Raw genomic sequence first — 24,635 nt, 5'->3', positions numbered from 1 at the left:
TCGTCCACGAGGAACGCCGACGGGCGCTGGGCCAAGCCTTCGGCCCCGTAGGCGCCGAGCACGCGGATTTTCACCGTGAATAGGGTAGCATAGGTTCTAGGTGTCCTCCCGCATCCTCGCGGCTCGCGCCCTCGTGAGTGGTCCCGGCGTCCCGCGTGGAGATCCGCTGCGCGGGCGGCGCGCTGCCCAAGCCGCTCGTCGCCGAAGGGGTCGTGGTGTGGCGTGACGCCGCCACGGCCGGCATCGAGTTCACCGCGCCGCCGATCGACGCGGCGTTGCCGGGCTCCTGACGGTGTGTTAAGAACAACGACATGAGCGACGCGTTCGATTATCCGGCCATGGCGCGCGCGCTGATACTGGGCGACAAGGACACGGTGGCCCGCAAGACCCGGGAAGGGCTGGAGCTCGCGATGGACCCCAAGGACCTCATCTTCAAGGGGCTCATTCCGGGGATGGACGTCGTCGGAGAGAAGTTCCGGCGCAACGAGTATTACGTGCCCCAGGTCCTGCTCTCGGCTCGCGCGATGTACGCCGGCCTGGATCTCCTCAAGCCGCTCATCACGGCCAGCGCCCGCCCCGGCGACCATCTCGGCGTGGTGGTGATCGGCACCGCCCAGGGCGACCTGCACGACATCGGCAAGAACCTCGTCGCCATGATGCTCGAGGGAGCCGGCTTCAAGGTGGTGAACCTGGGCCGCGACGTGGCGCCCGAGAAGTTCGTGGCCGCGGTGCAGGAACACGGCGCCAACATCGTCGGGATCTCCGCGCTGATGACCACGACCATGCCAGGCATGAAGCGCACGATCGACGCCCTCATCAAGGCCGGCCTGCGCGAACGCGTCAAGGTCATGGTCGGCGGGGCGCCGGTCAGCCAGGCATTCGCCGACGAGATCGGCGCCGACGGCTACGCCAAAGACTCCACCATGGCCGTGGTCAAGGCCAAAGCCCTCCTCGGCGTGGCCGCGGAGGTCCGCGGATGAAGGCGCGCGGCTGGGAGATCGTGGAGCGGATCCGCGGGGGCGAGGTCCTCCTGTTCGACGGCGGCTACGGCACGATGCTCTTCGCCGCCGGTCTGCTCAACGGCGCCTGCCCGGAGCTGTGGAACGCCACGCACCCCGAGGTGGTGCGGGGGATCCACCGAGGCTACTTCGAGGCCGGCAGCGAGATCGTCGAGACCAATACCTTCGGCGGCTCCCGGCTGAAGCTCAACGAGTATGCGCTGGGCGACCGGACCGGCGAGCTCAACGTCAAGGGCGCCGAGCTGGTCCGCTCGGTGGCTCCCCCCGGCGCTTACGTGGCCGGCTCCATCGGCCCCACCAGCCGGTTGCCCGCCGAGTACGAGCCGCTCGGCGACACGACCGACGAAGAGTATTTCGAGACCTTCAGGGAGCAGGCGACGGCCCTGGCCGAAGGCGGCGTGGACCTCTTCGCGGTGGAGACCATGATGTTCCCGCAGGAGGCGGTCGCCGCGATCCACGCCTGCAAGGCCGTGGCCGACCTGCCCGTGATGGCCACCATGTTCTTCCAGTACGAGGAGCTGCACGAGCGCGACCGCACGATGTGGGGCGAGAGTCCCACCGAGGTCGCGCGCAACCTGCTCGCTGCCGGCGCCGACGTGGTCGGGATGAACTGCGGCCGCGGCCCCGACCGGGCCATCGCCATCATCGGCGAGATGCGGGCCGCAACCGACGCCCCGCTGGTGGCCTATCCCAATGCCGGGCTGCCCGTCACCACCGGCGACAGCGTGACCTACGAGCTGGGACCCGAGGCGATGGCCCGCGAGTACCCGGCCCTCCTCGACGCCGGCTGCAACATCGTCGGCGCCTGCTGCGGCTCCACCCCCGCCCACCTCCGGCTGATTGCAGATGTAGTGCGCAGCCGCAGGGCGACGAGCCGCCGATAGGCGGCCGGCGCCCGAGGCGAGCGGTGAAATGGCGCTCAGGGAAGAACAGGTCAGCGTCCTCACCGACCTCCCCCTCGAGATAGATCCCGAGGAGGTGCTGCGCTTCCAGGGCTACAAGCGCGGCATCGACGTGCCCGACCCCGACGTGCTGGCCCTCTTCGAGGAAGCCCTCGCGCTCGGCCGGCGGCTGATCGTGCCCCGGGCCGCCATCCGCTGGACCGCCGTGCGCCGGCAGCAAGGCGACACCCTGGAGGCGGACGACGTCACGCTCACGATTCCTGGCGTGTCCCGCGGCTGGGGTGCCGTCCGCCATCTGGCCGCCGGCATCGTGACGATCGGCGACGCCCTCGAGCGCCGCATGGGCCAGCTCTGGGAGGCGCGGGAGATGCCTCTGGCCGCCATGCTGGACAGCGTCGGCTCGGGGGCGGTGGAGAGCCTGGCCGAGTACGTCAACGATCTGCTCTGCCAGGAAGGACTGACCCGCGGCTGGAAGGTCACCAACCGGATCAGCCCTGGGTACGGCGCCTGGGATGTGGGGGATCAGACCCGGCTGTTTCGGCTGTGCCCGGGAGCGCCGGTCGGCGTGCACCTCAACGAGGCCTGCTTCATGACGCCGGAAAAGTCCATCTCGCTGCTGATCGGGGCTGGGCCCGAAGCCCGCGTCGATCACTACTTCAGCCAGTGCGCCCGCTGCTGGATGGCCGACTGTCAGTACCGGCGCGCTCCGATCCGCCGGCCCGTCCGTCGCGCCTGACGGCCCGCTCTCGCCGGGCGTTGGACCCGCGCATTGCAGGGCGACGTGTCGCCGTGCTACCGTCCGCCAGCCACGATGAGTGAGAACATCACGCTGATTCGCGAGGGGCCGATCGCCTGCGTCACGCTGAACCGCCCCGACCGCCGCAACGCGCTCAGCGACGCCTTGCTTTCCGAGCTGGCAAGGGCCCTCGCCGACTTACGCGACGATGCCACCTCGCGCGTGGTCGTCCTCACTGGCGCCCCACCGGTCTTCTCGGCCGGTGCCGACGCGCCGCTGCGGCGGGGCATGTCGGACGAGGAGCGCCGGCAGGCGTTCGGCCGCCGGCAGAGCCAGTTCCGCCGGCTGTTCGAGCGCGTGACCACCCTGCTGGAAGGGCTCGAGCAATCCACGATCGCCGCCATCAACGGTCACGCCGTGGGTGGCGGCTGGGGGCTGACCCTGGCCTGCGATTTCCGGATCGCCGCGGCCGGGGCGGATTTCTGGATTCCCGAGGTGGACCTCGGGGTCCCGCTGGGCGTGGGCTCCACGACGCGGTTCGTGCGGCTGGTGGGCCCCGCCCGGGCGAAGGAGATCATCATGGAGTGCCGGCGCTACACGGCGGACGAAATTCGCGCCCTCGGCCTCCTGCACCAGGTGGTTGCCGGGGACGAGCTGGGCAAGGCGACGCGGGCGCTCGCCGAGCGGCTCGCCGCCAAGCCGGCCCGGCCGCTGGCCGAGGTCAAGGCCCGGATCAATGCCATCGCCCGCACCGGACTCCCGGAGGTCAATGCGATGACCGAAGGCTTTCTCGACCGCGAGTGATCCTCGCCGGACTGCGCGTTCTCGACCTCTCCCGGGTCATCGCCGGGCCCTACTGCGCCACGCTGCTCGCCGATCTCGGGGCCGACGTCGTCAAGCTGGAACGCCCCGGACGTGGGGACGACCTTCGTCACTGGCGCGGCGGCCAGGGAATGAGCCCGGTCTACGCGGCCATCAACCGGAACAAGCGCTGTGTGGCCGTGGACCTGCAGCATCCGGAGGGCGCGCGGCTGGCCAGGCTGCTGGCCCAACAGGCCGACGTCGTCATCGAAAACTTCCTGCCTGGCGTGGCCGACCGGCTGGGCGTGGGCTACGCAGCGGTGAGCGCGGACAACCCGGCCGTCGTGTATGCCTCGGTGACGGGATTCGGCCAGACGGGCCCGTATGCGCAACGCTCCGGCTACAACACCATCGCCCAGGGCATGAGCGGGCTCATGGCCCTCACCGGGATGCCTGACCAGCCGCCGACCAAGGTCGGCGGCTCGGTGGCCGACTTGGCCGCCGCCTTCCTCACCTTCGGCGGCGTCTGCGCCGCGCTCGTCCATCGGTTCCGAACCGGACAAGGACAGTACCTCGACGTGAATCTGCTGGCCTCGACGCTGGCCCTGCTGCCCGATCCGGTGGCGCACTTCTTCGCCTCGGGCGGCGTACGGCCCGCGCGCGCCGGCAATCGGAATCCCAGTCTGGCGCCGGCCGAGGCATTCCGCACACGGGACGGTCACCTCAACGTCGTGATCATGAACCCCGACCAGTGGGAACGGTTCTGCGAGGCGCTGGGCGACCGGGCCATGGCCACCGATCCCCGCTTCGCCACGAACGACGCCCGCGTGGCCAACCGTGAGGAGTTCCGGGCCCGCGTGGAGGCCACCCTGGCCGCTGAGGACACGGCGGCCTGGGTGGCACGGTTCGAGAAGGCCAGCATCGCCTGCGGGCCGATCTATGAGTTCGACGAAGTGTTCGACGACGCCCAGGTGCGCCACCTGGAGCTGGTGGCCCAGGTCGACCAGCCGGACCTGGGGCCGGTCCGGATGCTAGCCTTTCCCTACCGCCTGTCGGCGGGACCCGTGCGGATCCGCCGCCCGGCGCCGCGGCTGGGCGAGCACACCACCGAGGTCTTGCGCGAGCTGGGGATCCCGGCGGCGGACATCGAGCGCCTGGCCCGGGCCGGCGTCGTGCACTCGGAGACGACTCCGCCGGGGTGACATCCAGGCTGCCCTGGCCCCTCGTCTTCCAGGTCCTCGGCGTCATCGCCGCCGTCTGGCTGGTGGTGCGGACCTGGCAGATCTGGCTGCTGGCCTTCACGGCGCTGATCGTCGCCGCGGCCATCCTTCCCGCGGCCCGTCTGGGCGAGCGCTACCGCGTGCGGCGGGGGGTCACCATCCTCGTGGTCTATCTGGTGGCCGCGACTGTCCTGTCCGTCATGGGACGCCTGCTGTGGCCGGCGCTGACCGAGCAGTGGACGCAGTTCATGGAGCAACTGCCCAAGCTCATCGAGAACGTCCAGCGCTGGATGGGCAGCTTCGACGTGTTCCTGTGGCGATGGGGCGCCTCCCTGCCGGTTCCCAAGCCCGAGGACCTGCAGGGCCTGGTCGGCACCCTGCTGGCCAACACGCTGCAGGTGACCGCGGGGGTCGTCGGCTTCGTGGTGGGCCTGCTGGCGGTCATCGTCATCGCCGCCTACCTCGTGATCGACGCCGACAGCATCGGACGGGATCTGCTGCGTATCGTGCCCCCCACGTACCGAGGACGGGTGGCCAGCCTGGCCCAGCCCGTCCTGTGGCGCATCGGCGGATACGTGCGCGGCCAGATCTTATCGAGCCTCTGCGTGGGGGTCGTGCTGGCCGTCGGGATGGGGCTGCTGGGAGTGCGCTATGCGCTGCTGATCGGGGCCCTGGCTGCGGTGCTCAACGTGGTCCCCTTCGTGGGCTCGCTCCTGGCCGCCATCCTGGGCATTCTTTCCGCGCTGAGCGAGTCGATCGGGCTGGCCATCGGGACGGCCGTGCTGTTCTGGGGGACGAATCTCCTCGAAGGCAAGCTGCTCGCTCCCCAATTCGTGGGGCGGGCGACCGGTCTGCATCCGCTGGTCGTCCTGGTGGCGTTGCTGGCCGGCGCTCACCTGGCCGGGCTCATCGGCGCCCTGGTGGCCGTGCCCTTTCTGGCCGCGGTGTGGGAGATCGTCCGGGGCCTCTACCTACAGCCCGACGCCTGCTGAGTCGGTTCCCCGCGATCTGATAGGATGCGGGACATGCAGCGTGGCAGCATCATCCTGGTGGGGTTCATGGGCGCGGGGAAATCCGTCTGCGGCCGCCTGCTGGCCCGGCGGCTCGGGCGCTGTTTCGTCGAGACCGATGACATGATCGTCGCTCGACAGGGACGCTCGATCCCCGAGATCTTCAGGACCGACGGCGAAGAGCGGTTCCGCAGCCTCGAGGCCGAGATCCTGACATCGCTCGCGCTGAAATCCGGGGACGTCGTCGCCACCGGCGGCGGGTTTCCCTGCCGGGCGGGCCGGATGGAGGCGCTCCGCGCGCTGGGCACCGTGGTCTGGCTGCGGGGCCGGCTGGACGACCTGTGCGCGCGGGCCCGGCGCAGCGGCGATCGGCCGATGCTGGCCGGCCGCGCCGCCGCGGAGGTGGCGGCGCTCTACCGCGCCCGCGAGCCGTACTACGCTCAGGCCCACCTCACCGTGGACACCACGGGCCTGGGGCCCGACCAGGTCGTGGGCCGCGTGCTGGCCGCGCTGCGCGAGGCCGATGCCGCACGCCTTTAGCCGCCGGCTCGCCGAAGCGCCGCTGCTCTGCGACGGCGCGATGGGCACCTTGCTCTACGCGCGCGGGGTGTCCATGGATGCCTGCTTCGATCTCCTCAACATCAACCAGCCCAAGCTCGTCGAGGCGGTGCACAGTGACTACATCGCCGCCGGTGCCGACTGCATCGAGACCAACACGTTCGGCGCCAACCGCTTCAAGCTGGCCGTCCACGGCGCCGCCGGCGACGTGCGGGCCATCAATCTCAAGGGGGTGAAGCTGGCCCGCGACGTCCGCGAGAGCAGCGGGCGCGACGTGTTCGTACTGGGCTCGCTGGGACCGCTGGGGAAGTACCTGGCGCCCCTGGGCACGGTCACGGCTGACGAGGCGGCAGCGGCGTTCCGCGAGCAAGCCGAGGCGCTGCTGGAGGGCGGGGTCGACGCTTTCGTGGTGGAGACGTTCTCCGACCTCGCAGAGATCACGCTGGCCATCGAGGCCATCCGGTCGGTGACCGACCTGCCGATCGTGGCCCAGATGGCGTTCACCGACGAAGGACTGACCTTCACCGGCCGCACGGGCGGCGAGGTGGCGCGGGCCCTGCGCGCCCTGGACGTGACGGTGCTGGGGGCCAACTGCTCGGTGGGCTCCAGCGTCCTCTACGAAGTGCTGGAGCACATGCTGCCCGAGGCCGGCGGCGTCCCGCTGGCGATCCAGCCGAACGCCGGACTGCCCCGTCGCGTCGGCGAGCGCCTGATGTACCTGTCCTCGCCGGCCTACATGGCGGAGTGGGCGGGGCGCATGCTCGAGGCGGGGGCCCGGATCGTCGGTGGCTGCTGCGGCACCACGCCGCTCCACATCGCGGCGATGCGCGACGTCGTCGACCGGCGGGCTCCCGTGCGCCGGCCGGCTCAGCGACCGGTGGTGAGCGTGCGCTCGGGCGAGGCGTTGGAGAGCCCGGGCCTCCGCGGCGCGGCCGCGCCCACGCTCCTGGGCCGCAAGCTCGAGGCGGGCGACTTCATCGTGACGGTGGAGCTCGACCCGCCGCGTGGGCACAGTGTGGAGAAGCTGATCCAGGGCGCCAAGCTCCTCAAGGAGCGCGGCGTGGAGGTCGTCGACATCAACGACGGCTCGCTGGGCCGCGTCCGCATGTCGGTCCTGCCCACCGCCATCCTGGTGCGCGAGGCTACCGGCCTCGACATCAACATGCACTTCACCTGTCGGGACCGGAATCTCATGGGCATCCAGGCCGATCTGCTGGGCGGCCACGCGCTGGGCATCCGCAACATCCTGGCCATGACCGGCGATCCCCCGCGGGCCGGCGACTACGTCAACGCGACCGCGGTGTTCGACGTCGACGCCGTTGGTCTCATGGAAGTCCTGCGCCGGATGAACGAGGGCCTGGACGCCACTGGCAACGGGATCGGCGAGCCGACGAGCTTCTGCTACGGCGCCGCCCTGGACCCGCTGGCCCCCGATCCGGGCCGCGAGATCGAGCGCTTCCAGCGCAAGGTGGCGGCGGGGGCGCGCTGGGTCCAGACCCAACCAGTCTACGATCTGCAGGCGCTCGACCGCTTCTTCGAGCGGGCGGGTGGCTCGCCGGTGCCGGTCGTGGTCGGTGTGCTGCCCCTGCACAGCTTCCGCCACGCCGAGTTCCTGCACAACGAGGTGCCGGGCATCACGATTCCGGATGCGGTGCGCGCCCGCCTGCGCTCGGCCGGCGAAGGCGCGCTGCGTCTGGGGATCGAGATGGCCCAGGAGCTGATCCAGGCCATTCGCCGCCGTTACGCCGGCGTCTATCTGATGCCTTCGTTCGGCCGGTTCGAGGTCGTCGCCGAAGTGCTCGATGCCCTCCACTGATTCCCCCGCGCAGACCGAGCTGGGGGCGCGCCAGGCGGCCCAGGCGATTCGCGCCGGCCGACTGTCTCCCGTCGCGCTCGTGGAAGCCTGCCTGGCCCGGATCAAGGCGCTGGACGGGGAGCTGCGCGCGTGGGTCCACGTCGACGAGGCTGGCGCCCTGGCTCTTGCGCGCGAGTGCGAGGCCGAAGCGCAGGCCAGACGGTTCGCCGGCGCGCTGCACGGTGTCCCCGTGGGGATCAAGGACATCATCGACGTGGCGGGAATGCCCACCACGGCGGGCGCGCGAGCCTGGGCGCACCGGCGCGCGACCACGGATGCAACCTGCGTGGCCAGGCTGCGCGCGGCCGGAGCCATCGTGCTGGGCAAGACGGCCACCACGGAGTTCGCCTACCGCGATCCGGCGCCGACTCGCAACCCGTGGAACCGCGCCCACACCCCGGGCGGCTCCTCGGCGGGCTCGGGGGCGGCCGTGAGCAGCGGCATGGTGCCGCTGGCCCTGGGCTCTCAAACCGTCGGCTCCGTCCTGCGCCCGGCCGCCTACTGCGGCGTGGTGGGCTTCAAGAGCACCTACGGCATCGTGCCCGTGGACGGCGTGGTACCGCTCGCCTGGTCGCTGGACCACGTCGGCGTATTCGCGCGCGCCGTGGAGGACGTGGCGCTGGGCTTCGGCATCCTGGCCGGCCGGGACGTCGAGCCGGCCGCCGTCAGCCGGCCCCGTCTGGCGTTGGCGCCCGAAGCCCTGGAGGCCTCCGCGCCCGACATGGCCGCGCACGTGAAGGCGGTGGCCGACCGGTTCGCCGCTGCCGGCGCCGAGATCGTCACGGTCGCTCTGCCGTCCTCGTACGCGGCGGGCCGGGAGGCGGGGGCCATCGTGCTGGAGGCGGAGGCGGCGGCCTACCACGAGAAGTCGTTCGCTCAGCACGCCGGCGAGTACGGTCCGGAGATCCGGGGCCTGATCCAGGCGGGCCTCAAGCGCGCCGCCACCGAGTACGCGCGCGCCAACCGGCAGCGGCTCGCCTTTCGCGACGACATCATGCCGCTGCTCGCCGCTCACGATGCGCTGATCATGCCCACGGCGCCGGGGCCGGCCCCGGCCGGTCTGGGCTCCACCGGCGACGGGTCGTTCTGCGCGCCCTGGAGCAACGCGGGGGTGCCGGCCATCACGTTGCCCAGCGGATTGGCGCCGTCCGGGCTGCCCTACGCGGTTCAGCTGGTCCAGGCCACCGGGGCCACGACCCGACTGCTCGGGGTGGCCGCCTGGTGCGAACGCGTGCTGAACTTCACCGCGCGCCCCCCCCTGTGACGACAGGTGAGACGGCGAGCATGGTGTCGGCGCGCGTGAACGGGGGAGGTCTGGAGGGGGGCGCGTCTCGTGCCCCCCTCCAAGCTAACAAGATCGGAACTACATGACCCAGCTCGATATCAAAGTCGAGGGCGCTACGGTGATCGACGGGACCGGCACCGCCGGCGGGCGCACCGACCTGGGCATCCGGGACGAGACCATCGTGGCGCTGGGCGATCTGTCCCGCGAGTCCGCCGGGCGCACCATCCACGCAGCCGGACGCGTGGTGGCCCCGGGCTTCATCGACATGCACTCGCACTCGGACTGGCGGTTGTGGGACAACCGCCGGGCCGAATCCAAGATCCGCCAGGGCGTTACCACCGAGGTGGTGGGCAACTGTGGATTTTCTCCGGCGCCGGTGTCGGCGGAACACCTCGAGGATCTCCGCGGCTTCGCCCTGTACCTGCCACGCGGCATGGACTTCCGCTGGCGCTCCGTCGGCGAATATCTCGACGCGTTCGACGGCGAGGGCACCGGCCTCAATGTGATTCAGCTCGTCGGCCACGGCACGCTGCGGGTGGCCGCCATGGGGTTCGCCCGGCGGCCGCCGAGCGCGGGAGAGCTCGGGCTCATGCAGCGGATGCTGGAGGCGGCCGTCGAGGACGGCGCGTGGGGACTGTCCACGGGGCTCATCTACGCGCCGGGCTCGTATGCGACCACCGACGAGATCGTGGCCGTCGCTCGGGGAGCGCGACGGCGGGGGTTCTACGCCAGCCACATCCGCGGGGAAGGGTCCACGTTGGTGACGGCGGTGGACGAGGCGATCAGGATCGGGCGTGAGGCGGATCTGCCGGTGCAGGTGAGCCACATCAAGGCGGCCGGCCGGCCCAACTGGGGTCAGGTCGGTGCGGCTCTCGATCGCATCGATGCGGCGGTCGCCGACGGTCTCGACGTGACGGCTGACTGCTACCCGTACACGGCGTCCAGCACGACGCTGCGCACGTTGCTGCCCGACTGGGCGCTGGAGGGCGGCATCGACGCGATGCTGGCGCGGCTGCGCGACCCCGAGACGCGCCAGCGCGTGCGGCGCGACGTCGTCTCGCCCGCCAACGGGCAGAGCCTGGTCGATCGGATCGGCTGGGAGAACATCATGGTCGCTTCCTGCACCCGGCGGAAGGACGCCGAGGGCCGGCGGCTCAGCGAGGTGGGCATCGCCCGAGGCCTGGATCCGCTGGACGCGGCCCTCGAGCTCATCGCCGACGAAGACGGTCGAGGGTACGTGATCCTCTTCCAGCTCGACGAGCAGGACGTGCGGCGGGCCCTGCAGCACCCCCGCGTGATGGTCGGCTCCGACGGCTCGAGCCTGGCCCCGAACGGGCCGCTCGGGGAAGGCAAACCCCACCCGCGCAGCTACGGGACCTTTCCCCGGGTGCTCGGCGAGTACGCCCGTGAGCAGCGCGTGCTGTCGCTGGCCCAGGCGGTCCACAAGATGACGGGATTGCCCGCCCGGCGTCTCGGCCTCAAGGATCGCGGTATCATCCGGGTGGGCGCTCGCGCGGATCTCGTGGTGTTCGATCCCAAGCTCGTCGCCGATCGGGCCACCTATGGCGATCCCCACCGCTATCCGGCGGGCATCGAGCACGTCATGGTGAACGGCCGCCTGGTCGTCCGAGACGGTGAGCACACCGGCAGCCTGCCCGGTCGCGTGTTGCGTTTGCCGTGATCGCCAGCGGCCCGGTCGTCAGGGAGCTCGAGACCGGCGCCTCCTGGGAGGAAGGGCTGCAGCGGGCGCTGCGCCGTTTGCTCACCCTGACCGGCGCCACCGCCGGAGCGCTGGCCTATCGCCCCGACCGGGCGGAGGCGCAGGTGGTCACCGCGTTGAGCGGCCGCGCGCCCCGAGCCGTCGAAGACTGGCTCGCCCGGCGCCTGGCCGGGCCGCCTGCCCGCGGGCTACGACTGGCCCGCGTGGCGCCGGCCGGCGTGCCGGAGCGGACGGTGTTGCTGCGCGTGCCCCTGGGCCCTCCCCGTCGCGCCCGGGCCGAGCTGGCGCTGCTGGGCCGCCTGACCCGGACCACGCTGCCCCGCGATCTGCCCCGCGAGCTGGGCCTGGCCGTGGAGCAGGCCTGGCGCCACCACCGTGAGATGCGGCGCATGCGCGTCGCCACCGAGCTCACGCGCCTGGGCCGCTCGGGGGAGCCGCTCGACGCCGTCTACCGCGCCTTCGCCGAGGGCGTGGCCGGCCTGGTGTCGTTCGATTCCATCGGCGTCTCGTTGATCGAGGCCGAGGGGCGAGAGTTCACCATCGTCGATCTACCGGCGCGCACGCTCGGCCAGGGGGCCCGGCGGGACACCCGCATGCCGCTGGAGGGGACGCTGCTCGCGCAGATGGCCGCCAGCGGTACGCCGGTGCGGGTGGATGACCTCGCTGCCGCCACTGTGCCGCCGCTGAGCCGGCAAGCCTTGGCCGCCCGCGGTTACCGCTCGGCGCTCCTGGTGCCCCTGATGTCGCGCGGCACGGTGGCGGGTGGGGTCATGCTGACCTCGCGTCGCCCGGCCGCCTTCGACGACGCCGACGGCGAGGTCGTGGGCGGCCTGGCCCTGCCCCTGGCCTCCGCCATCGACCAGCGGCGGTTGCACGAGGACAGCCGGCGGCATGCCGACCAGACGCGTGCGCTCCTGCAGGCCGGGCGAGCGGTCTCGGCCAGTCTGGACATCCAGCAAACGATCCGGGTCATCCTGGACGAGGCGCGCCGTGTGCTGGGCGTGGAATCGTGCAGCGTGGCGACGCTGGAACCAGCCACCGGCCTGCTCACCATCCTGGCCAGCCTGGATCTGCCGCACGAGATGCTGACGCAGATCCAGATGCGCGCCGGCGAAGGCATCACCGGTCGGGCGGTCAGCGAAGGACGCCCCGTGAAGAGCGCTGACCTGTTCACCGACGGCCGCGTCCAGTATCCGGACATTCCCCGGCTCACTCGATTTCGCTCGATGCTGGCGGTGCCGCTCCGGGTGGGCGACCGGATCACGGGCACCCTCAGCGTCTTCCGGCGCGACGTCCATCATTTCTCGGCGTCGGAAGAGGAGCTGCTGCTGGCCCTCGCCGACCAGGCGGCCATCGCCCTGGAGCACGCGCGTCTGTACACCCAGCTCGAAGGTATGGTCGCCGAGCGCACCCGCGAGCTCGACGGCCAGAAGCGCTTCGTGGAGGTCGTGCTGGAAACGTTGCCGCTGGGAGTGTTCGTGCTCGACACGGAGCTGCGTGTGGTCCGCGCCAACCGGCATGCCGCCCGGGTGCTGGGATGCGGCGAGCCGGCGGGTGCGCGCCTGACCGAGCTGATGTCCACGGAGCGCGCCACGGCCGTAGAGGAGCTGGCGCGCGGCGTCCTGGCCGCGCGCCGGGTGGCCTCGACCGAGGTGGAGATGATGATCGGGGACGGGACGAAGCTCCTGCGCCTGACCGCGGCGCCCATCGAGCCGTCCACCGACCACCTCGTCCTGCTCGTGGAGGACATCACGTTGGCCAAGCGACTGGAGCGCCAGATGCTGCTCACCGAGCGCCTGACCACTGCGGGGCGGCTGGCGGCCGGGGTCGCCCACGAGCTGAACAACCCACTGGCCACGATCGCCGGGTGCGCCGAGTCGCTCCTGGCCCGCAGCCGGGAGGGCACGCTCGCTCACGCGCCGGCGATCGAGGAGTTCCGCCAGTACCTGGGCCTCATCGAGGAGGAGGCCTATCGGTGCAAGGAGATCACGGCGAGCCTGCTGCAGTTCGTGCGGGAGCCGGGCAGCCGGCGCGCCCCCGCCGACCTCAATGCGCTCGTCTTGAAGACGATCGACCTGCTGTCGCACCAGTCCCGATTCAAGGACCGCCAGTTCGCCTCCGCGCTCGATCCCGAGCTGCCGCTGGTCACCATCAACGAGGGACAGCTCCGCCAGGTGTTTCTGGGCATCGCCGCCAACGCTCTGGAGGCCATGGGCGGCGAGGGAACGCTGCACGTCCGCTCCCGGCGGCTGCGCGACGAAGTCGAGGTGGAATTCGAAGACGAGGGGCCGGGGATCAGCGACGAGCTGCTCGGCCGTATCTTCGACGCCTTCTTCACGACCAAGCCACCGGGGCAGGGCACGGGCCTGGGGCTGGCCATCGCCCAGGGCATCGTCACCGACCACGGCGGCCGCATCGAAGTCACGTCCCGGGTCGGCAAAGGCTCCGTCTTCCGCGTGGTGCTACCGGTATGACGCGCCCGATCCGCGTCCTGGTGGCCGATGACGAGCGCAATCTGCGCGAGCTGCTGGTCCGGGAACTGACGCGCCGGGGGCACGAGGTCGACGGCGTCGCCGACGGCGTGGCGGCGCTGGAGCGGATCGCCGAGGGCGGCTACGACGTCGTGGTGCTCGACATGAAGATGCCCCGCAAGGAGGGTATCGACGTGCTGCGCGAGCTGGCCGGCGCACCGGAGTGTCCTCAAGTTATCGTCATGACCGGATTCCAGGAAGTCTCCACTGCGGTGGAGGCCATGAAGCTGGGCGCCTACGACTACCTCACCAAGCCCGCCAAGCTCGAGGAGCTCGACGTGCTCATCGGCAAGGCGGCAGAGAAGGCCCAGCTCCTGCGCGAGAACGTCGCGCTTCGCGCCCACGGCCCCGGCGCGGAGCTCCCGGGCGGCATCCTGACGCGGAGCCCGCGCATGCATGAGGTGCTGCGTATCGTCGAGCGCGTGGCCCCTACTGATTCGTCCGTCCTCGTGCTCGGCGAGAGCGGAACCGGCAAGGAGCTGGTGGCCCGGGCCATCCACGAGCGTTCGCCGCGGGCCGGCCGGCCGTTCGTGCCCATCCACTGCGGCGCCTTGCCTCGGGAAGTCCTCGAATCCGAGCTGTTCGGCCACGAGAAAGGCGCCTTCACCGGGGCGCTCGGCGCCAAGCCCGGGCTCATCGAGCTGGCCGACGGGGGCACGCTGTTCCTCGACGAGATCGGCGAGATGGAGCCGGAAAGCCAGGTCAAGCTGCTGCGCGTTCTGGAGAGCCGCAGTTTCTTCCGCGTGGGCGGGACCCGGCCCCGCCGGGTCGACCTCCGTCTGGTGGCCGCGACCAACCGTGACCTCGCCGAGGCCATGAAGGCCGGTCAGTTCCGGCAGGACCTGTATTACCGGATCAACACGATCACCGTGCAGCTGCCCCCGTTGCGCGAACGTCCCGAGGACGTGGCCCTGCTCGCGCGCCACTTCGTGGACGCCAACGCCGGCTATGGCCCCAAGCGGCTCGGGGCCGCCGCGCTGGCCTGCCTGGAGGCGTACGCCTGGCCCGGCAACGTGCGGGAGCTGGAGCACGCGATCGAGCGGGCCGCGATCCTGGCCAAGGGCGAGGAGATCCAGCTTGACGACCTCCCGGCCGAAATCACCCGCGGCGCCCCGGCCCCGGCGGCGCCGGTGGCCGGCAGCCTGGAGGCGATGGAGCGCCAGCACATCGTCAGCACGCTCCGTGCGGTCGGCGGCCACCGCGGGAAGGCGGCGGCGCTGCTCCAGGTCGACCCCAAGACCCTTTATCGAAAAATCCTCGCGTACCAGATCGCCGCCGAGGAGTGGAAGTAGGCGATTCCCCGGGGCTCATGCTACCGTCGGTCGTAGGCGATGGATCCCGGACGTCAGCTGGGCCTGGTCGTCGACGACGACACCGATATCCGGTCGATGCTCGCCGACTACCTCGCCATGTCGGGATTCGAGGTCCGCCAGGCCGCCAACGGGCTCGAGGCGCTGGTGCACGTCAAGCGGGAACGCCCGCAGGTCATCGTCCTGGACCTCCACATGCCGCGCCTCAATGGGCTCGATGCCGTCCAGCGGATCCGGGCCGTGGACCGCACGGCCAAGGTCATCGTGGTCACCGGGGATGCCGACCGGGCCCTGCACGATCGTGCCTTGCGGCTGGGCGCCAGCGTGGTGTTGACCAAGCCGCTCGACTTGGCCGCCCTGGACGCGGCCATCGGGCCGCCGCCCTCTTCTCCATCCGCCGCGGCCGATGTGGGCGAGGCGGAGGCGCTCGCAGCGGTCGTCACGCCGGGGCCGCGCCGGCTAGTGCTGATCGTCGACGACGATCCGGAGCTGCGCGCCGCCCTGGAGGAGCTCATGGTCGCGCACGGCCATCGCGCGCAGGTGGCCAACGACGCCGTCGCCGCGCTCCGCATGATCGGTCACGAGGCGCCGGACCTGGTGTTGCTCGACATCGAGCTGCCGGGCCTGAAGGGCTCCGACGCGCTGCCGGCCATCCTGACGCTGGCCCCCCGTGCGAAGGTGATCATGGTGAGCGGAAGCCCGAACAGCGACGTCGCCAAGCAGTCGCTGGCCGCGGGCGCCTTCGACTACGTGATGAAGCCCATCGACCTCGAATACCTGACCCAGACCGTGGAGACGGCGCTGGCCACGACCCGGGCGGGACGCTAGGCGATGGCCTCCCCCCGTCACCGCGTCATCATCATCGACGACGAGCCCGCGCTGCTCAGCGTCCTCAAGGAATACATCGAGACCCGGCGGCCGCCGGCGGAGTGCGTCGTGGAGACGGCGCGCGACGGATCGGAGGGGCTGGACCTCCTCGTTCGTCACCGGCCCGACCTGATCATCCTCGACGTCGACATGCCCGGGCCGAACGGGCTCGTCGTGCTCCGCAAGATCCACAACCTCGATCCCACGATCCCGGTCGTCATGCTGACGGGAAAGGCCAACGCCGCCCAGGCCGGCGAGACGCTCAAGGACGGTGCAGTCATGTACGTGCCGAAGCCTTTGGACCTGCGGTACCTCGATCATCTGCTCGCGATGTACTGCCCGCCGGCGGCGTGAGCACCCTCGTCGGCTCAGGTCATCGCGACGCTTGCGCCCGGGTCGGACCTGTGTAGACTGAGGAACGTCTGCCGGTATGGCCGGACCTCGCCTCCGACGTCGCTCTTCCGTCCACGGGGCGTGCGAGTCGGTCTGGGAAGAGTCGAGGAGGTGACACAGATGGCGGCGAAACTCTACATCGGCGGTCTTTCCTACTCCACCACCAGCGAAGCCCTACGGGAGTTCTTCGCACAGTCCGGCAACGTGGTCTCCGCGACCGTCATCACCGATCGCTTCTCCGGGCAATCCCGGGGCTTCGGGTTCGTCGAGATGGGCACCACCGAGGATGCGCAGAACGCCATCGCCCAGCTGAACGGCCGCGAGCTCGACGGCCGCCGCATCGTCGTGGAAATCTCCAACCCGCAAGCGCCCCGCACCGGTGGCGGCGGTGGCGGTCGGCCGGGCGGGGGCGGACGTCCCGGCGGCGGAGGCGGTGGTCGGCGGCCCGGCGGTGGTGGCGGCCGCGAGAGCGGTTACGCGCACCGGCCCTCCAAGCCCATCAAGTGGTGACGCCGAGCGCGGCTCGCTCCGGAACTGCGTCGCACCTCACGTGAACGGGGGAAGTTTGAAGGGGGGCGCGTCTCGCGCCCCCCTTCAAACTAATAGAAGAAAGATCGCCGCCTAGCCGCTCTCCGAGCTAAAGATCCGGTCGTAGCGTCCGTACTCCCGGGCGGTGTCCATGAACCAGCGCACGATGTCCGGGTTCGAGCGCGGAGGGATCTCGCACGACGTCGACAGGATGAAGCCGGAGTGCCGCGCCGCGCTGTCGATGCAGCGCTTGACTTCGGCCTCGATCTCCTCCCGCGTCGCCCGTTCGAACTTCGTGGCGTCGACGTTGCCGATCGCCACCGCCCGCCCCCGGGCGACCTGCATGAAGCGGTCGAGCTGGTCCACGTAGAGGCTGGGATCGGCCTGCTGGTCCAGATCGAAGGAGATCGTGGTGAAGCCGCACTGGATGAGGTCCTCATAGATCGGGTACGTCGTGCCACAGATGTGGGTGGTCACACCCACTTTCTTGGCCTTGAAATGGGCGACGAGCTCCTTGTGATAGGGAGCGATGAAGTCGCGGTAATTGTCGGGCGAGATCAGGCTGATGGACGCCGTGGGCTCGGAGAAGCTCAGCCCGATCCCGGTCTTCACGATCGCGTCGCCCCACAGCTTGCAGAAGTCCGTGGCGACCCGCATGAGGTCGTGAATGAACTGCGGGTCCTCGAACGTGTCGAGCAGCATGGTCTCCGGGTTGCGCAGGAGCATGGCGATCGTCCAGGGGCCCACGGCCACGGCTCCGATGGCCGTCGGCGGGCGGGCGTTCACCAGCGCCTCGCACTGCTCGAGGAATCCGGGCAGCCGAGCCGTGCGGTACGGATCGGGCATGGCCAGCGTGGCCAGCCGGGCCTTGTCCTCGGCCAGTACGTGGACGTCGATGGACGGGACCACGTAGTCGGAGTACTTGACCCGGCAGCCGAAGGCCTCCGCTTCCTTGGCCAGATCGTTGTAGGCCAGCACCACGTCCGGCTGATACCGCTCGAAGTAGTTCAGCATGGCTTTGATGGCCTTGCTGGGGCTCGTGCAGTATTCCTCGATGGAGAGCCCGTCGAGCGTCCCCGCGAACGATGCCACGATCGGGTACGTCGGCACGCGGTCGGCGAAGGTCCGCTTGTAAGCGGCCACGACCCGGTCGCGGGGCGTGTAGGGGGCGCGGCCCTGCTCGGCGTCCCACACCCGGTTGGCTTCCAGGTAGCGGGGCGGCAGTTTCGGCTCGTACTCCAGAAACTGCGTGATGGGGTAGCGGATGCCGCCGGCGTGCGTGCCGCGCAGACCGGCCAGGATGTCCTCCATCTGGGGCCAGGGAATCGTGAAGGCCATCTCGTGGTCCTGCGTCTGGCCGAAGATCCGATCACCCGAGCAGGGCATGATCACCTGAGGGCGGTCGGTCTGCATGGTCGTCACGATGATGTCGGCGCAGGCCACGCGCCCCGCGAACGACGAGGTGAGCTTGCCCCCCTGTTTCCACAGGGCGGCCTGGACCAGGCGCATGATCTGGGCCGGGTTGCCGTAGACACACACCAGGTCGGGCTCGAACGACGCCCGCTCCAGGGGAGCGACCAGCAGCGCGGAGAACTCACCCGGCTCGAAGCGATCGACGGCGACTTCCGAGCGCTGACCGGCCTCCTTGGTCTCCGTGTACATGCCCTCGCACAGCGTGCCGGAGTTGTGCAGGTGCGTCGGCTTCTCGAAGCCGAGGGCGGCGATCCCCAGCGAGCAGATGTGATCCTCGCGGGTCAGGGCGATGGTCCAGCCATATCGGCGCGCCATGTCGATGACCTGGCAGTTCATGCTGAGCTTCTTGAAGTCCCTGGCCGGGCGCTTGGCCTTCTCGGGAATCTCCTCGCCGGGCCTCAGCATCCGGATCGCCACCGGAAAGGTCTGCGGCCGGATGTAGGTCATCAGCTCCCGGTCGGCGGTCTTGACGTCGATCATGCGTCCTCCTCGATGTTGCCGGTCCGGCTGAGCGTACTACGCCCCGGCGACGCGCCGCAAACGCCCGCCGGGCCCGCGCGCCCCGCCGGGATTGGCGGGCGGCGGCGCGCTCCAACAGAGGTAGAATACCGCTCACTCGGGAGCCCGAGAGGCTCGGACAGGAGCGCATCATGACCAACCCGCCCAGTGCGAGCTACAGCATGACCGTTCGGCTTCAGATCACGAACCGCCCCGGCATGCTGGGCAAGCTCACCTCCGCCATCGGCCGGGCGGGCGGCGATATCGGCGCCATCGACCTGGTGGAGGTCGACAAGACGACCATCACCCGCGACCTGAGCTTCAAGGCCAGCGACGAACGCCACGCCCAGCAGATCGTCGATCGTGTCCGGGCCGTGCCGGGCGTCCGCGTGGTCAACGCCTCCGACCGTACGTTCCTCATGCATCTGGGCGGCAAGATCGAGGTCCGGGGCAAGGTCTCGGTCAAGACCCGCGACGACCTGTCCATGGCCTATACCCCCGGCGTGGCCCGCGTCTGCCTGGCCATCCACCAGGACGCCGAGAAGGCCTACGCGCTGACGATCAAGCAGAACACCGTGGCCGTCGTGACCGATGGCTCGGCGGTCCTCGGCCTGGGCGACATCGGCCCCAGCGGGGCCCAGCCCGTGATGGAGGGGAAGGCTCTGCTCTTCAAGGAATTGGCCGGCGTCGACGCGTTTCCTCTCTGTCTGGCCACGCAGGACGTGAACGAGATCGTCCTCATCGTGAAGGCGATTGCGCCGGTCTTCGGCGGCATCAACCTCGAAGACATCTCGGCGCCCCGCTGCTTCGAGATCGAGGAGCGCCTACAGCGGGACCTGGACATCCCGGTCTTCCACGACGATCAGCACGGCACGGCGGTGGTGGTGCTGGGCGCCCTGCTCAATGCCCTGAAGATCGTCAAGAAGCGGTTGGCCGACGCCCGGATCGTGTTCTCCGGGGCCGGAGCCTCGGCGATCGCTACCGCCAAGCTCCTCATGAAGGTGGGGGCCCGGCACATCGTGGCCTGCGATCGCGCGGGCGCGCTGTACCGGGGGCGGACCGAGAACATGAACCCGATGAAGGAGTGGTTCGCCCGGCACACGAATCCCCGGCGAATTCACGGGTCGCTGAGCGACGCGCTGACCGGCGCCGATGTGTTCATCGGGCTGTCCGGGCCCGGCGTCATCTCGGCCAAGGACGTGAAGACGATGAACCGGGACGCCATCGTGTTCGCGATGGCCAACCCCATCCCGGAGATCCGACCGGAGGAGGCCGGGTCCCACGTGCGAGTCATGGCCACCGGTCGCTCGGACTATCCCAACCAGATCAACAACGTGAACTGCTTCCCCGGATTCTTCCGGGGCATGCTCGACGTGCGGGCCCGGCGGGTGAACGATGCCATGAAGATCGCCGCGGCCGAGGCGTTGGCCGGCATCGTGGGCAAGGACGAGCTGGGCGAGGAGTACATCACCCCGTCCGTCTTCGACCGACGGGTGCCGGAGGCGGTCGCCGCGGCGGTGGCGCAAGCCGCCATCCGCACCGGGGTGGCCCGCCGCCGGCCTCGCCCCGTGTCCGGCCGGGCGCGCTAGCGCTGGCCGGGCCGGGACTCGTGCTCGTCGCCTGATTTTGGTCACCCGGCTGAAGGCAGACTGGCACACCTGGGCGCATTCTGCCCACGCGGCCCCCGATGTGCTTCGCCGTTCGTCGTCGTCGTCGTCCCGACTTTTCAATGAATTAGTCGGCCCCGTCCTACGTCTGAAGGCTCGGCACCCAAGTTGCACCGCCCCGGGTGCCGTCACGCAGACGGGAGGGGGGCCAATGAACGGAGTCAAGGAGCGGCTGGAGCAGGATCTGATGACCGCCGTGGGGCGGCTTCGCCAGATGGACGGGGCCGTCGCCCTAGAGGAACTTCCAGGACCGATCGCCGTCGATGGCGACGAGTTCGACGAGATCCAGGAGACGGTCCGGCGCGAGATCGGGTTCGCGACACGCGAGTTGCTGGTCGCGCGCGTCCAGCGGCTGCAGGCGGCGCTCGAGCGGCTTCGCGACGGGGGCTATGGCACGTGCGTGGAATGTGGCGAGCCCATCGCGGTCGCGCGGCTGCGGGCGCTGCCCGAGGTCCAGACCTGCGTGCGATGCCAGGACCGGCTGGAGCGGTTGGGGCGGCGTCTCGAGGCGGTCGAAGTCCAGCTCGATTCCGTCGAAGACGACGACGACTAGACCCTCTTGGTGTGAGACCGCGGGACCGGGGTGACCCGGTCCCGCGCGCTTTTGTGTACTGTAGGGGCGTGTCGACGCCCGTCCTCGACCTGTTCCGTCCCCTGGCCCACGCGTTGGCCCGCGGCTACTTCGGCCTGGACCTGCACGGTGTCGAGAACATCCCGACGACGGGCCCGGTGCTGATCACGCCCAACCACCAGACGTACGCCGACCCTCCCCTCGTCAGCCTACCCGTCCGCCGACCCGTTCACTACATGGCGTGGAGCCGACTCTTCCAGGTGCCCGTGTTCGGCCAGGTCATCCGCCTGCTTCGCGCCTTTCCCGTCGACATCGACTCGACCGATTCCCGGGCGACCCGCGAGGCCGTTCGGCTGCTCCAGGCTGGCGCGGCAGTGATGATCTTTCCCGAGGGGGGCCGCAGCCTCGATGGCCGGATCGGTCGCTTCCGCGCGGGGGCCTTTCGCCTGGCCGTGGCCGTGCGGGCGCCTGTCCTGCCGGTGACGATCGTCGGCGGTCACCAGGCGTGGCCGCCGCAGCGGCTGTTGCCGCGACGCGCGCGCATCGCGATCACGTATCACCCGCTGCAGTGGTCGGACCCTTCGCTGGGGCCCCGGGAGGCGGCGCGCCAGCTCGCGGCCCGGACGCAGCAGGCGATCATCAGCGCGCTGGAGCATCCCGGCGGAGCCGGCGCCGACGCTCAGTCGCGGGGGCGCTCCACGACGCGGTAGCCGTCGGCGGCCAGGCGTTCGCGCAAGCGCTCGACGTGGGGCCGGCCGGAGGTCTCCAGGGTCAGATCGACCTCGGTGCTGCCGATGGCGGCCCGGGAGAACGCCCGGTTGTGCTCGATGTGCACGATGTTCGCCCGCTCGTCCGCGATGAGCGCGGCCAGCCGGGCCAGCTCGCCCGGGCGATCTTTGAGCAGCACGCCCACCCGCACCAGCCGTCCGTCCTTGACCAGCCCCCGCTCGATGATGCGCGCCAGCATCGTGACGTCGATGTTGCCTCCCGACAGCACGAGGACCACGCGCGCGCCCTCGAGGTTCAAGGCGCGATTGACGAGGGCGGCCAGCGGGGCGGCGCCGGCGCCTTCGACCACGGTCTTCTCGATCTCGAGCAGGAGCAGGATCGCGTTAGCCAGCTCCTCTTCGCCCACCGTGACGACGTCGTCGAGCAGCTTGCGGGTGAGCGCGAAGGTCCGCTCGCCCACGCGGCGCACGGCGATGCCGTCGGCGATCGTCGAGGCCGGCGCCAGGGTGACGCGCTCCCCTGCGTCCAGCGAACGGCGCATGGCCGGCAGCACGTCGGCCTCCACGCCGATCACCCGCACCTCGGGGCGGCGGCTCTTGATGGCCAGGGCGACACCCGCCGCGAGGCCGCCGCCGCCGACCGCCACCAGCACGGCGTCGAGGTCCGGGCGCTGCTCCAGCAGTTCCAGGCCGATGGTGCCCTGACCGGCGATGACCCGGGGGTCGTCGAACGGATGTACCAGCAGGAGCCCACGACTGTCCTCGAGCTCGCGCGCCCGGCGGTAGGCCTCGTCGTAGTCGGCGCCGTGCAGGATCACCTCGGCCCCGTAGCGACGGGCCGACGTCACCTTGATGAGCGGCGCCCACTCCGGCATCACGATCACCGCCGGGATGTTCAGGCGCGCCGCGTGGAAGGCCACCGCCAGACCGTGATTGCCGGCGCTGGCCGCCACCACGCCCCGCGGCCGCTGGGACTCGTCGAGCTGGAGCAGGAGGTTGGCCGCGCCGCGCTCCTTGAAGGAGCCGGTCATCTGGAGGTTCTCGAGCTTCACGAAGCACCGGGTTTTCGTCAGCTCGGACAGCGTCGCCGAGTACGCGCACGGTGTCTCGTAGATGGCGCCACGCAGGCGCTCTCGGGCCGCCTCGATCTCGGCGATCATTGGACAGGGCATGGGCACCCGGGCTTCGCCACGCCCATGCCCCGCCGGAACCGCGCTGTGCGGTGCATCTGTCGCGCGATCAGAGTCCTGACGATGGTTCAGCAATTGACTCCGGGTTCATCCAGGCCGGGGGACATCCAGGCGACGGGCATCAGGGGGGTGGAGTGGGCCCAGCCGAACCGGCCGCGCCAGTCCAGCAGGATGAGTCCGCCGTCGCCGCCTCCCTCCTCGACGAGCAGGTCCACTGCCACCCGGGCAGCGTAGTCGGCGTCGTCAGCGTCCTTGAGATACGTGAGCGCCCGGCGAGCCAGCACCACGCGAATGATAGCTTCCCCCCGGCCCGTGCACGAGGCGCCACCGATCGTGCTATCGGCGTACGTTCCGCAGCCGATCAGAGCACTGTCCCCGACGCGACCCGGCAGCTTGCCGGCCATTCCGCCGGTGGAGGTCGCCGCCGCGAGGGTGCCGCGCCGGTCCAGGGCCACTGCTCCCACCGTGCCGCCGCCCGGGCCGGCCCGGGCCAGGGCTTCCCGATGGCGCCGGTGCTCCCGGTCGGTGATCAGGGTCCGGGGATCGCACTCCGGCACTGTGTGGACGCGGGCGAAGCCGAGAGCGCCCTCGGCGACCAGCAACACGTGTCGTCCGTCCTCCATGATCCGACGGGCCAGGGTGACGGGATTCGCGATGCCGGACACGGCGCCGACCGCCCCGCAGCGCAGGCGGTCGCCTTCCATGATCGAGGCATCGGTTTCCACCGTCCCGGCCGTGGTGAGCACGGAGCCCCGCCCCGCGTTGAAGTGCGGATGATCCTCGAGCACGCGGACGGCAGCCTCGACCGCGTCCACAGCGCTGCCACCTGCCTCGAGACGGCCCCAGCCGGCCAGCGCCGCCGCCTGCACGCCGGCGCGCAGCTCGTCGCGCCCCTCGGCCGGGGAGGCGCCGGCGCCGCCGTGGACCACGACGGCGGGCACCCGGGCCCGGCGGCCGTCGTGTCCTCTCACTTCGGGCCTTCGCGGCCGGCGTCACTGCTCACGGTGGGCGGATTCTACTACGGGAGCCGATGACGACTCGCTCGTGGCACAATCCGCCCGCCGTGCCCGGTCAGGTCTCGCTGGAGCGCCTCAACGCGCGCATCGTGCGGTGCCGTCGGTGTCCGCGCCTCGTCGCCCACCGCGAGGCGGTGGCCACGGCCCCGCCCCGGCGGTTTCAGGGGCAGGCGTACTGGGCCCGGCCGCTGCCCGGCTTCGGGGATCCGCGCGCGCGGCTGTTGCTCATCGGGCTGGCGCCGGCCGGCCACGGCGGCAACCGCACGGGGCGCATGTTCACCGGGGACGAGAGCGGGAACTGGCTCTTCCGCGCGCTCTACGAGGCCGGCTTCGCCAACCAGCCCGACTCGGTGCGGCGGACCGACGGCCTGCGGCTGCGCGACGCCTACATCACCGCGACCATTCGCTGCGCGCCGCCGGCGAACCGCCCGCAGATCGACGAGATCGCCAACTGCCGGCCATACCTGCTCGAGGAGCTGCGCCTGCTATCGCGGGTCCGCGTCGTGGTCGGCCTGGGCCACATCGGCTGGCGTGCCTACCTCGGCGCCCGCCGGGCCCTCGGGCTCGAGCTCCCCACGCCACTGCCCACCTTCGGTCACGGCGCCGAGACGACGTTCGCCGACGGGGTGACCCTCATCGCCAGTTACCATCCGAGCCAACAGAACACCTTCACCGGCAAGCTGACCCGGGCCATGCTGCGCCAGGTGTTCGTCACCGCGCGCGAACGGCTGCAATAGGACAGGCCCCGCCGGTTCCG

23 protein-coding genes are annotated in these 24,635 nt (G+C 70.7%); 20 read left to right on the top strand and 3 right to left on the bottom strand.

Features of this window, described 5'->3' with window-relative positions:
* The first annotated feature begins 155 nt into the window (after nucleotides 1–155).
* The 16 genes from VFR64_17345 to VFR64_17270 all read left to right on the top strand — a co-directional run bounded on the left by VFR64_17345 (nucleotide 156) and on the right by VFR64_17270 (nucleotide 16,717).
* A complete protein-coding gene (locus VFR64_17345; GenBank protein ID HET9491507.1) occupies nucleotides 156–290 on the top strand; it encodes a hypothetical protein in 135 nt (44 codons plus the stop codon).
* A 21-nt stretch (nucleotides 291–311) separates the two neighbouring features.
* Nucleotides 312–980 carry a corrinoid protein gene (locus VFR64_17340; GenBank protein ID HET9491506.1) on the top strand — a complete coding sequence of 223 codons (669 nt, stop codon included), beginning with the start codon at nucleotides 312–314 and terminating at the stop codon, nucleotides 978–980.
* Nucleotides 977–1,903, top strand: a complete 927-nt coding sequence (locus VFR64_17335; GenBank protein HET9491505.1) for a homocysteine S-methyltransferase family protein — start codon at nucleotides 977–979, stop codon at nucleotides 1,901–1,903. The genes VFR64_17340 and VFR64_17335 overlap by 4 nt, the downstream gene beginning before the upstream one ends.
* 28 nt (nucleotides 1,904–1,931) lie before the next feature.
* Nucleotides 1,932–2,657, top strand: coding sequence for a vitamin B12 dependent-methionine synthase activation domain-containing protein (locus VFR64_17330; protein HET9491504.1), 726 nt, complete (start codon nucleotides 1,932–1,934; stop codon nucleotides 2,655–2,657).
* A 75-nt stretch (nucleotides 2,658–2,732) separates the two neighbouring features.
* Nucleotides 2,733–3,461: an enoyl-CoA hydratase/isomerase family protein gene (locus VFR64_17325; GenBank protein HET9491503.1), complete on the top strand. Its 729-nt coding sequence runs from the start codon at nucleotides 2,733–2,735 to the stop codon at nucleotides 3,459–3,461.
* Nucleotides 3,458–4,660: a CoA transferase gene (locus VFR64_17320; GenBank protein ID HET9491502.1), complete on the top strand. Its 1,203-nt coding sequence runs from the start codon at nucleotides 3,458–3,460 to the stop codon at nucleotides 4,658–4,660. The genes VFR64_17325 and VFR64_17320 overlap by 4 nt, the downstream gene beginning before the upstream one ends.
* Complete coding sequence (locus VFR64_17315) at nucleotides 4,657–5,670, top strand: AI-2E family transporter (protein HET9491501.1); 1,014 nt, start codon at nucleotides 4,657–4,659, stop codon at nucleotides 5,668–5,670. Before VFR64_17320 ends, VFR64_17315 begins: the two co-directional genes overlap by 4 nt.
* 33 nt (nucleotides 5,671–5,703) lie before the next feature.
* Nucleotides 5,704–6,228, top strand: coding sequence for a shikimate kinase (locus VFR64_17310; GenBank protein HET9491500.1), 525 nt, complete (start codon nucleotides 5,704–5,706; stop codon nucleotides 6,226–6,228).
* Nucleotides 6,212–8,062 carry a bifunctional homocysteine S-methyltransferase/methylenetetrahydrofolate reductase gene (locus tag VFR64_17305; protein HET9491499.1) on the top strand — a complete coding sequence of 617 codons (1,851 nt, stop codon included), beginning with the start codon at nucleotides 6,212–6,214 and terminating at the stop codon, nucleotides 8,060–8,062. Before VFR64_17310 ends, VFR64_17305 begins: the two co-directional genes overlap by 17 nt.
* Nucleotides 8,049–9,365: an amidase gene (locus VFR64_17300; GenBank protein ID HET9491498.1), complete on the top strand. Its 1,317-nt coding sequence runs from the start codon at nucleotides 8,049–8,051 to the stop codon at nucleotides 9,363–9,365. The genes VFR64_17305 and VFR64_17300 overlap by 14 nt, the downstream gene beginning before the upstream one ends.
* Nucleotides 9,366–9,468: 103 nt before the next feature.
* Nucleotides 9,469–11,067 carry a D-aminoacylase gene (locus VFR64_17295; GenBank protein ID HET9491497.1) on the top strand — a complete coding sequence of 533 codons (1,599 nt, stop codon included), beginning with the start codon at nucleotides 9,469–9,471 and terminating at the stop codon, nucleotides 11,065–11,067.
* Nucleotides 11,064–13,580: a GAF domain-containing protein gene (locus VFR64_17290; GenBank protein ID HET9491496.1), complete on the top strand. Its 2,517-nt coding sequence runs from the start codon at nucleotides 11,064–11,066 to the stop codon at nucleotides 13,578–13,580. The genes VFR64_17295 and VFR64_17290 overlap by 4 nt, the downstream gene beginning before the upstream one ends.
* Nucleotides 13,577–14,929 carry a sigma-54 dependent transcriptional regulator gene (locus VFR64_17285; GenBank protein ID HET9491495.1) on the top strand — a complete coding sequence of 451 codons (1,353 nt, stop codon included), beginning with the start codon at nucleotides 13,577–13,579 and terminating at the stop codon, nucleotides 14,927–14,929. Before VFR64_17290 ends, VFR64_17285 begins: the two co-directional genes overlap by 4 nt.
* Before the next feature lie 39 nt (nucleotides 14,930–14,968).
* Entirely contained in the window at nucleotides 14,969–15,775 is an 807-nt protein-coding gene (locus VFR64_17280) for a response regulator (GenBank protein ID HET9491494.1), read from the top strand.
* Between the two features lie 3 nt (nucleotides 15,776–15,778).
* Nucleotides 15,779–16,168 carry a response regulator gene (locus VFR64_17275; protein ID HET9491493.1) on the top strand — a complete coding sequence of 130 codons (390 nt, stop codon included), beginning with the start codon at nucleotides 15,779–15,781 and terminating at the stop codon, nucleotides 16,166–16,168.
* Between the two features lie 159 nt (nucleotides 16,169–16,327).
* On the top strand, nucleotides 16,328–16,717 hold the full coding sequence (locus VFR64_17270) for an RNA-binding protein (GenBank protein HET9491492.1): 390 nt from the start codon (nucleotides 16,328–16,330) through the stop codon (nucleotides 16,715–16,717).
* Between the two features lie 111 nt (nucleotides 16,718–16,828).
* Here the strand turns inward: VFR64_17270 and VFR64_17265 are convergent, their stop codons facing one another.
* Nucleotides 16,829–18,688 carry a DUF169 domain-containing protein gene (locus VFR64_17265; protein HET9491491.1) on the bottom strand — a complete coding sequence of 620 codons (1,860 nt, stop codon included), beginning with the start codon at nucleotides 18,686–18,688 and terminating at the stop codon, nucleotides 16,829–16,831.
* A gap of 170 nt (nucleotides 18,689–18,858) precedes the next feature.
* Here VFR64_17265 and VFR64_17260 point away from each other — a divergent pair, with 170 nt between their 5' ends.
* The 3 genes from VFR64_17260 (at nucleotide 18,859) to VFR64_17250 (ending at nucleotide 21,654) form a co-directional block, all read left to right on the top strand.
* Nucleotides 18,859–20,295, top strand: coding sequence for a malic enzyme-like NAD(P)-binding protein (locus VFR64_17260; protein ID HET9491490.1), 1,437 nt, complete (start codon nucleotides 18,859–18,861; stop codon nucleotides 20,293–20,295).
* A 229-nt stretch (nucleotides 20,296–20,524) separates the two neighbouring features.
* A complete protein-coding gene (locus tag VFR64_17255; protein ID HET9491489.1) occupies nucleotides 20,525–20,926 on the top strand; it encodes a TraR/DksA C4-type zinc finger protein in 402 nt (133 codons plus the stop codon).
* A 68-nt stretch (nucleotides 20,927–20,994) separates the two neighbouring features.
* The gene (locus tag VFR64_17250; GenBank protein ID HET9491488.1) at nucleotides 20,995–21,654 is read left to right on the top strand and encodes a lysophospholipid acyltransferase family protein; all 660 of its coding nucleotides are present in this window, start codon (nucleotides 20,995–20,997) and stop codon (nucleotides 21,652–21,654) included.
* On the opposite strand, the gene VFR64_17245 is transcribed toward VFR64_17250, so the two are convergent.
* Together VFR64_17245 and VFR64_17240 are read right to left on the bottom strand one after the other, a co-directional pair.
* A complete protein-coding gene (locus VFR64_17245) occupies nucleotides 21,624–22,844 on the bottom strand; it encodes a threonine ammonia-lyase (protein HET9491487.1) in 1,221 nt (406 codons plus the stop codon). The genes VFR64_17250 and VFR64_17245 overlap by 31 nt on opposite strands.
* A gap of 86 nt (nucleotides 22,845–22,930) precedes the next feature.
* Complete coding sequence (locus VFR64_17240) at nucleotides 22,931–23,833, bottom strand: isoaspartyl peptidase/L-asparaginase (protein HET9491486.1); 903 nt, start codon at nucleotides 23,831–23,833, stop codon at nucleotides 22,931–22,933.
* A gap of 59 nt (nucleotides 23,834–23,892) precedes the next feature.
* Here VFR64_17240 and VFR64_17235 point away from each other — a divergent pair, with 59 nt between their 5' ends.
* Entirely contained in the window at nucleotides 23,893–24,615 is a 723-nt protein-coding gene (locus VFR64_17235; GenBank protein HET9491485.1) for a uracil-DNA glycosylase, read from the top strand.
* Nucleotides 24,616–24,635: the final 20 nt, after the last annotated feature.

The organism is Candidatus Methylomirabilota bacterium, from assembly GCA_035709005.1.
Taxonomy (GTDB): Bacteria; Methylomirabilota; Methylomirabilia; order Rokubacteriales; family CSP1-6; genus 40CM-4-69-5.
Note: the sequence above shows the minus strand (reverse complement) of the source record. Positions and strands in the feature narration are given on the sequence as shown.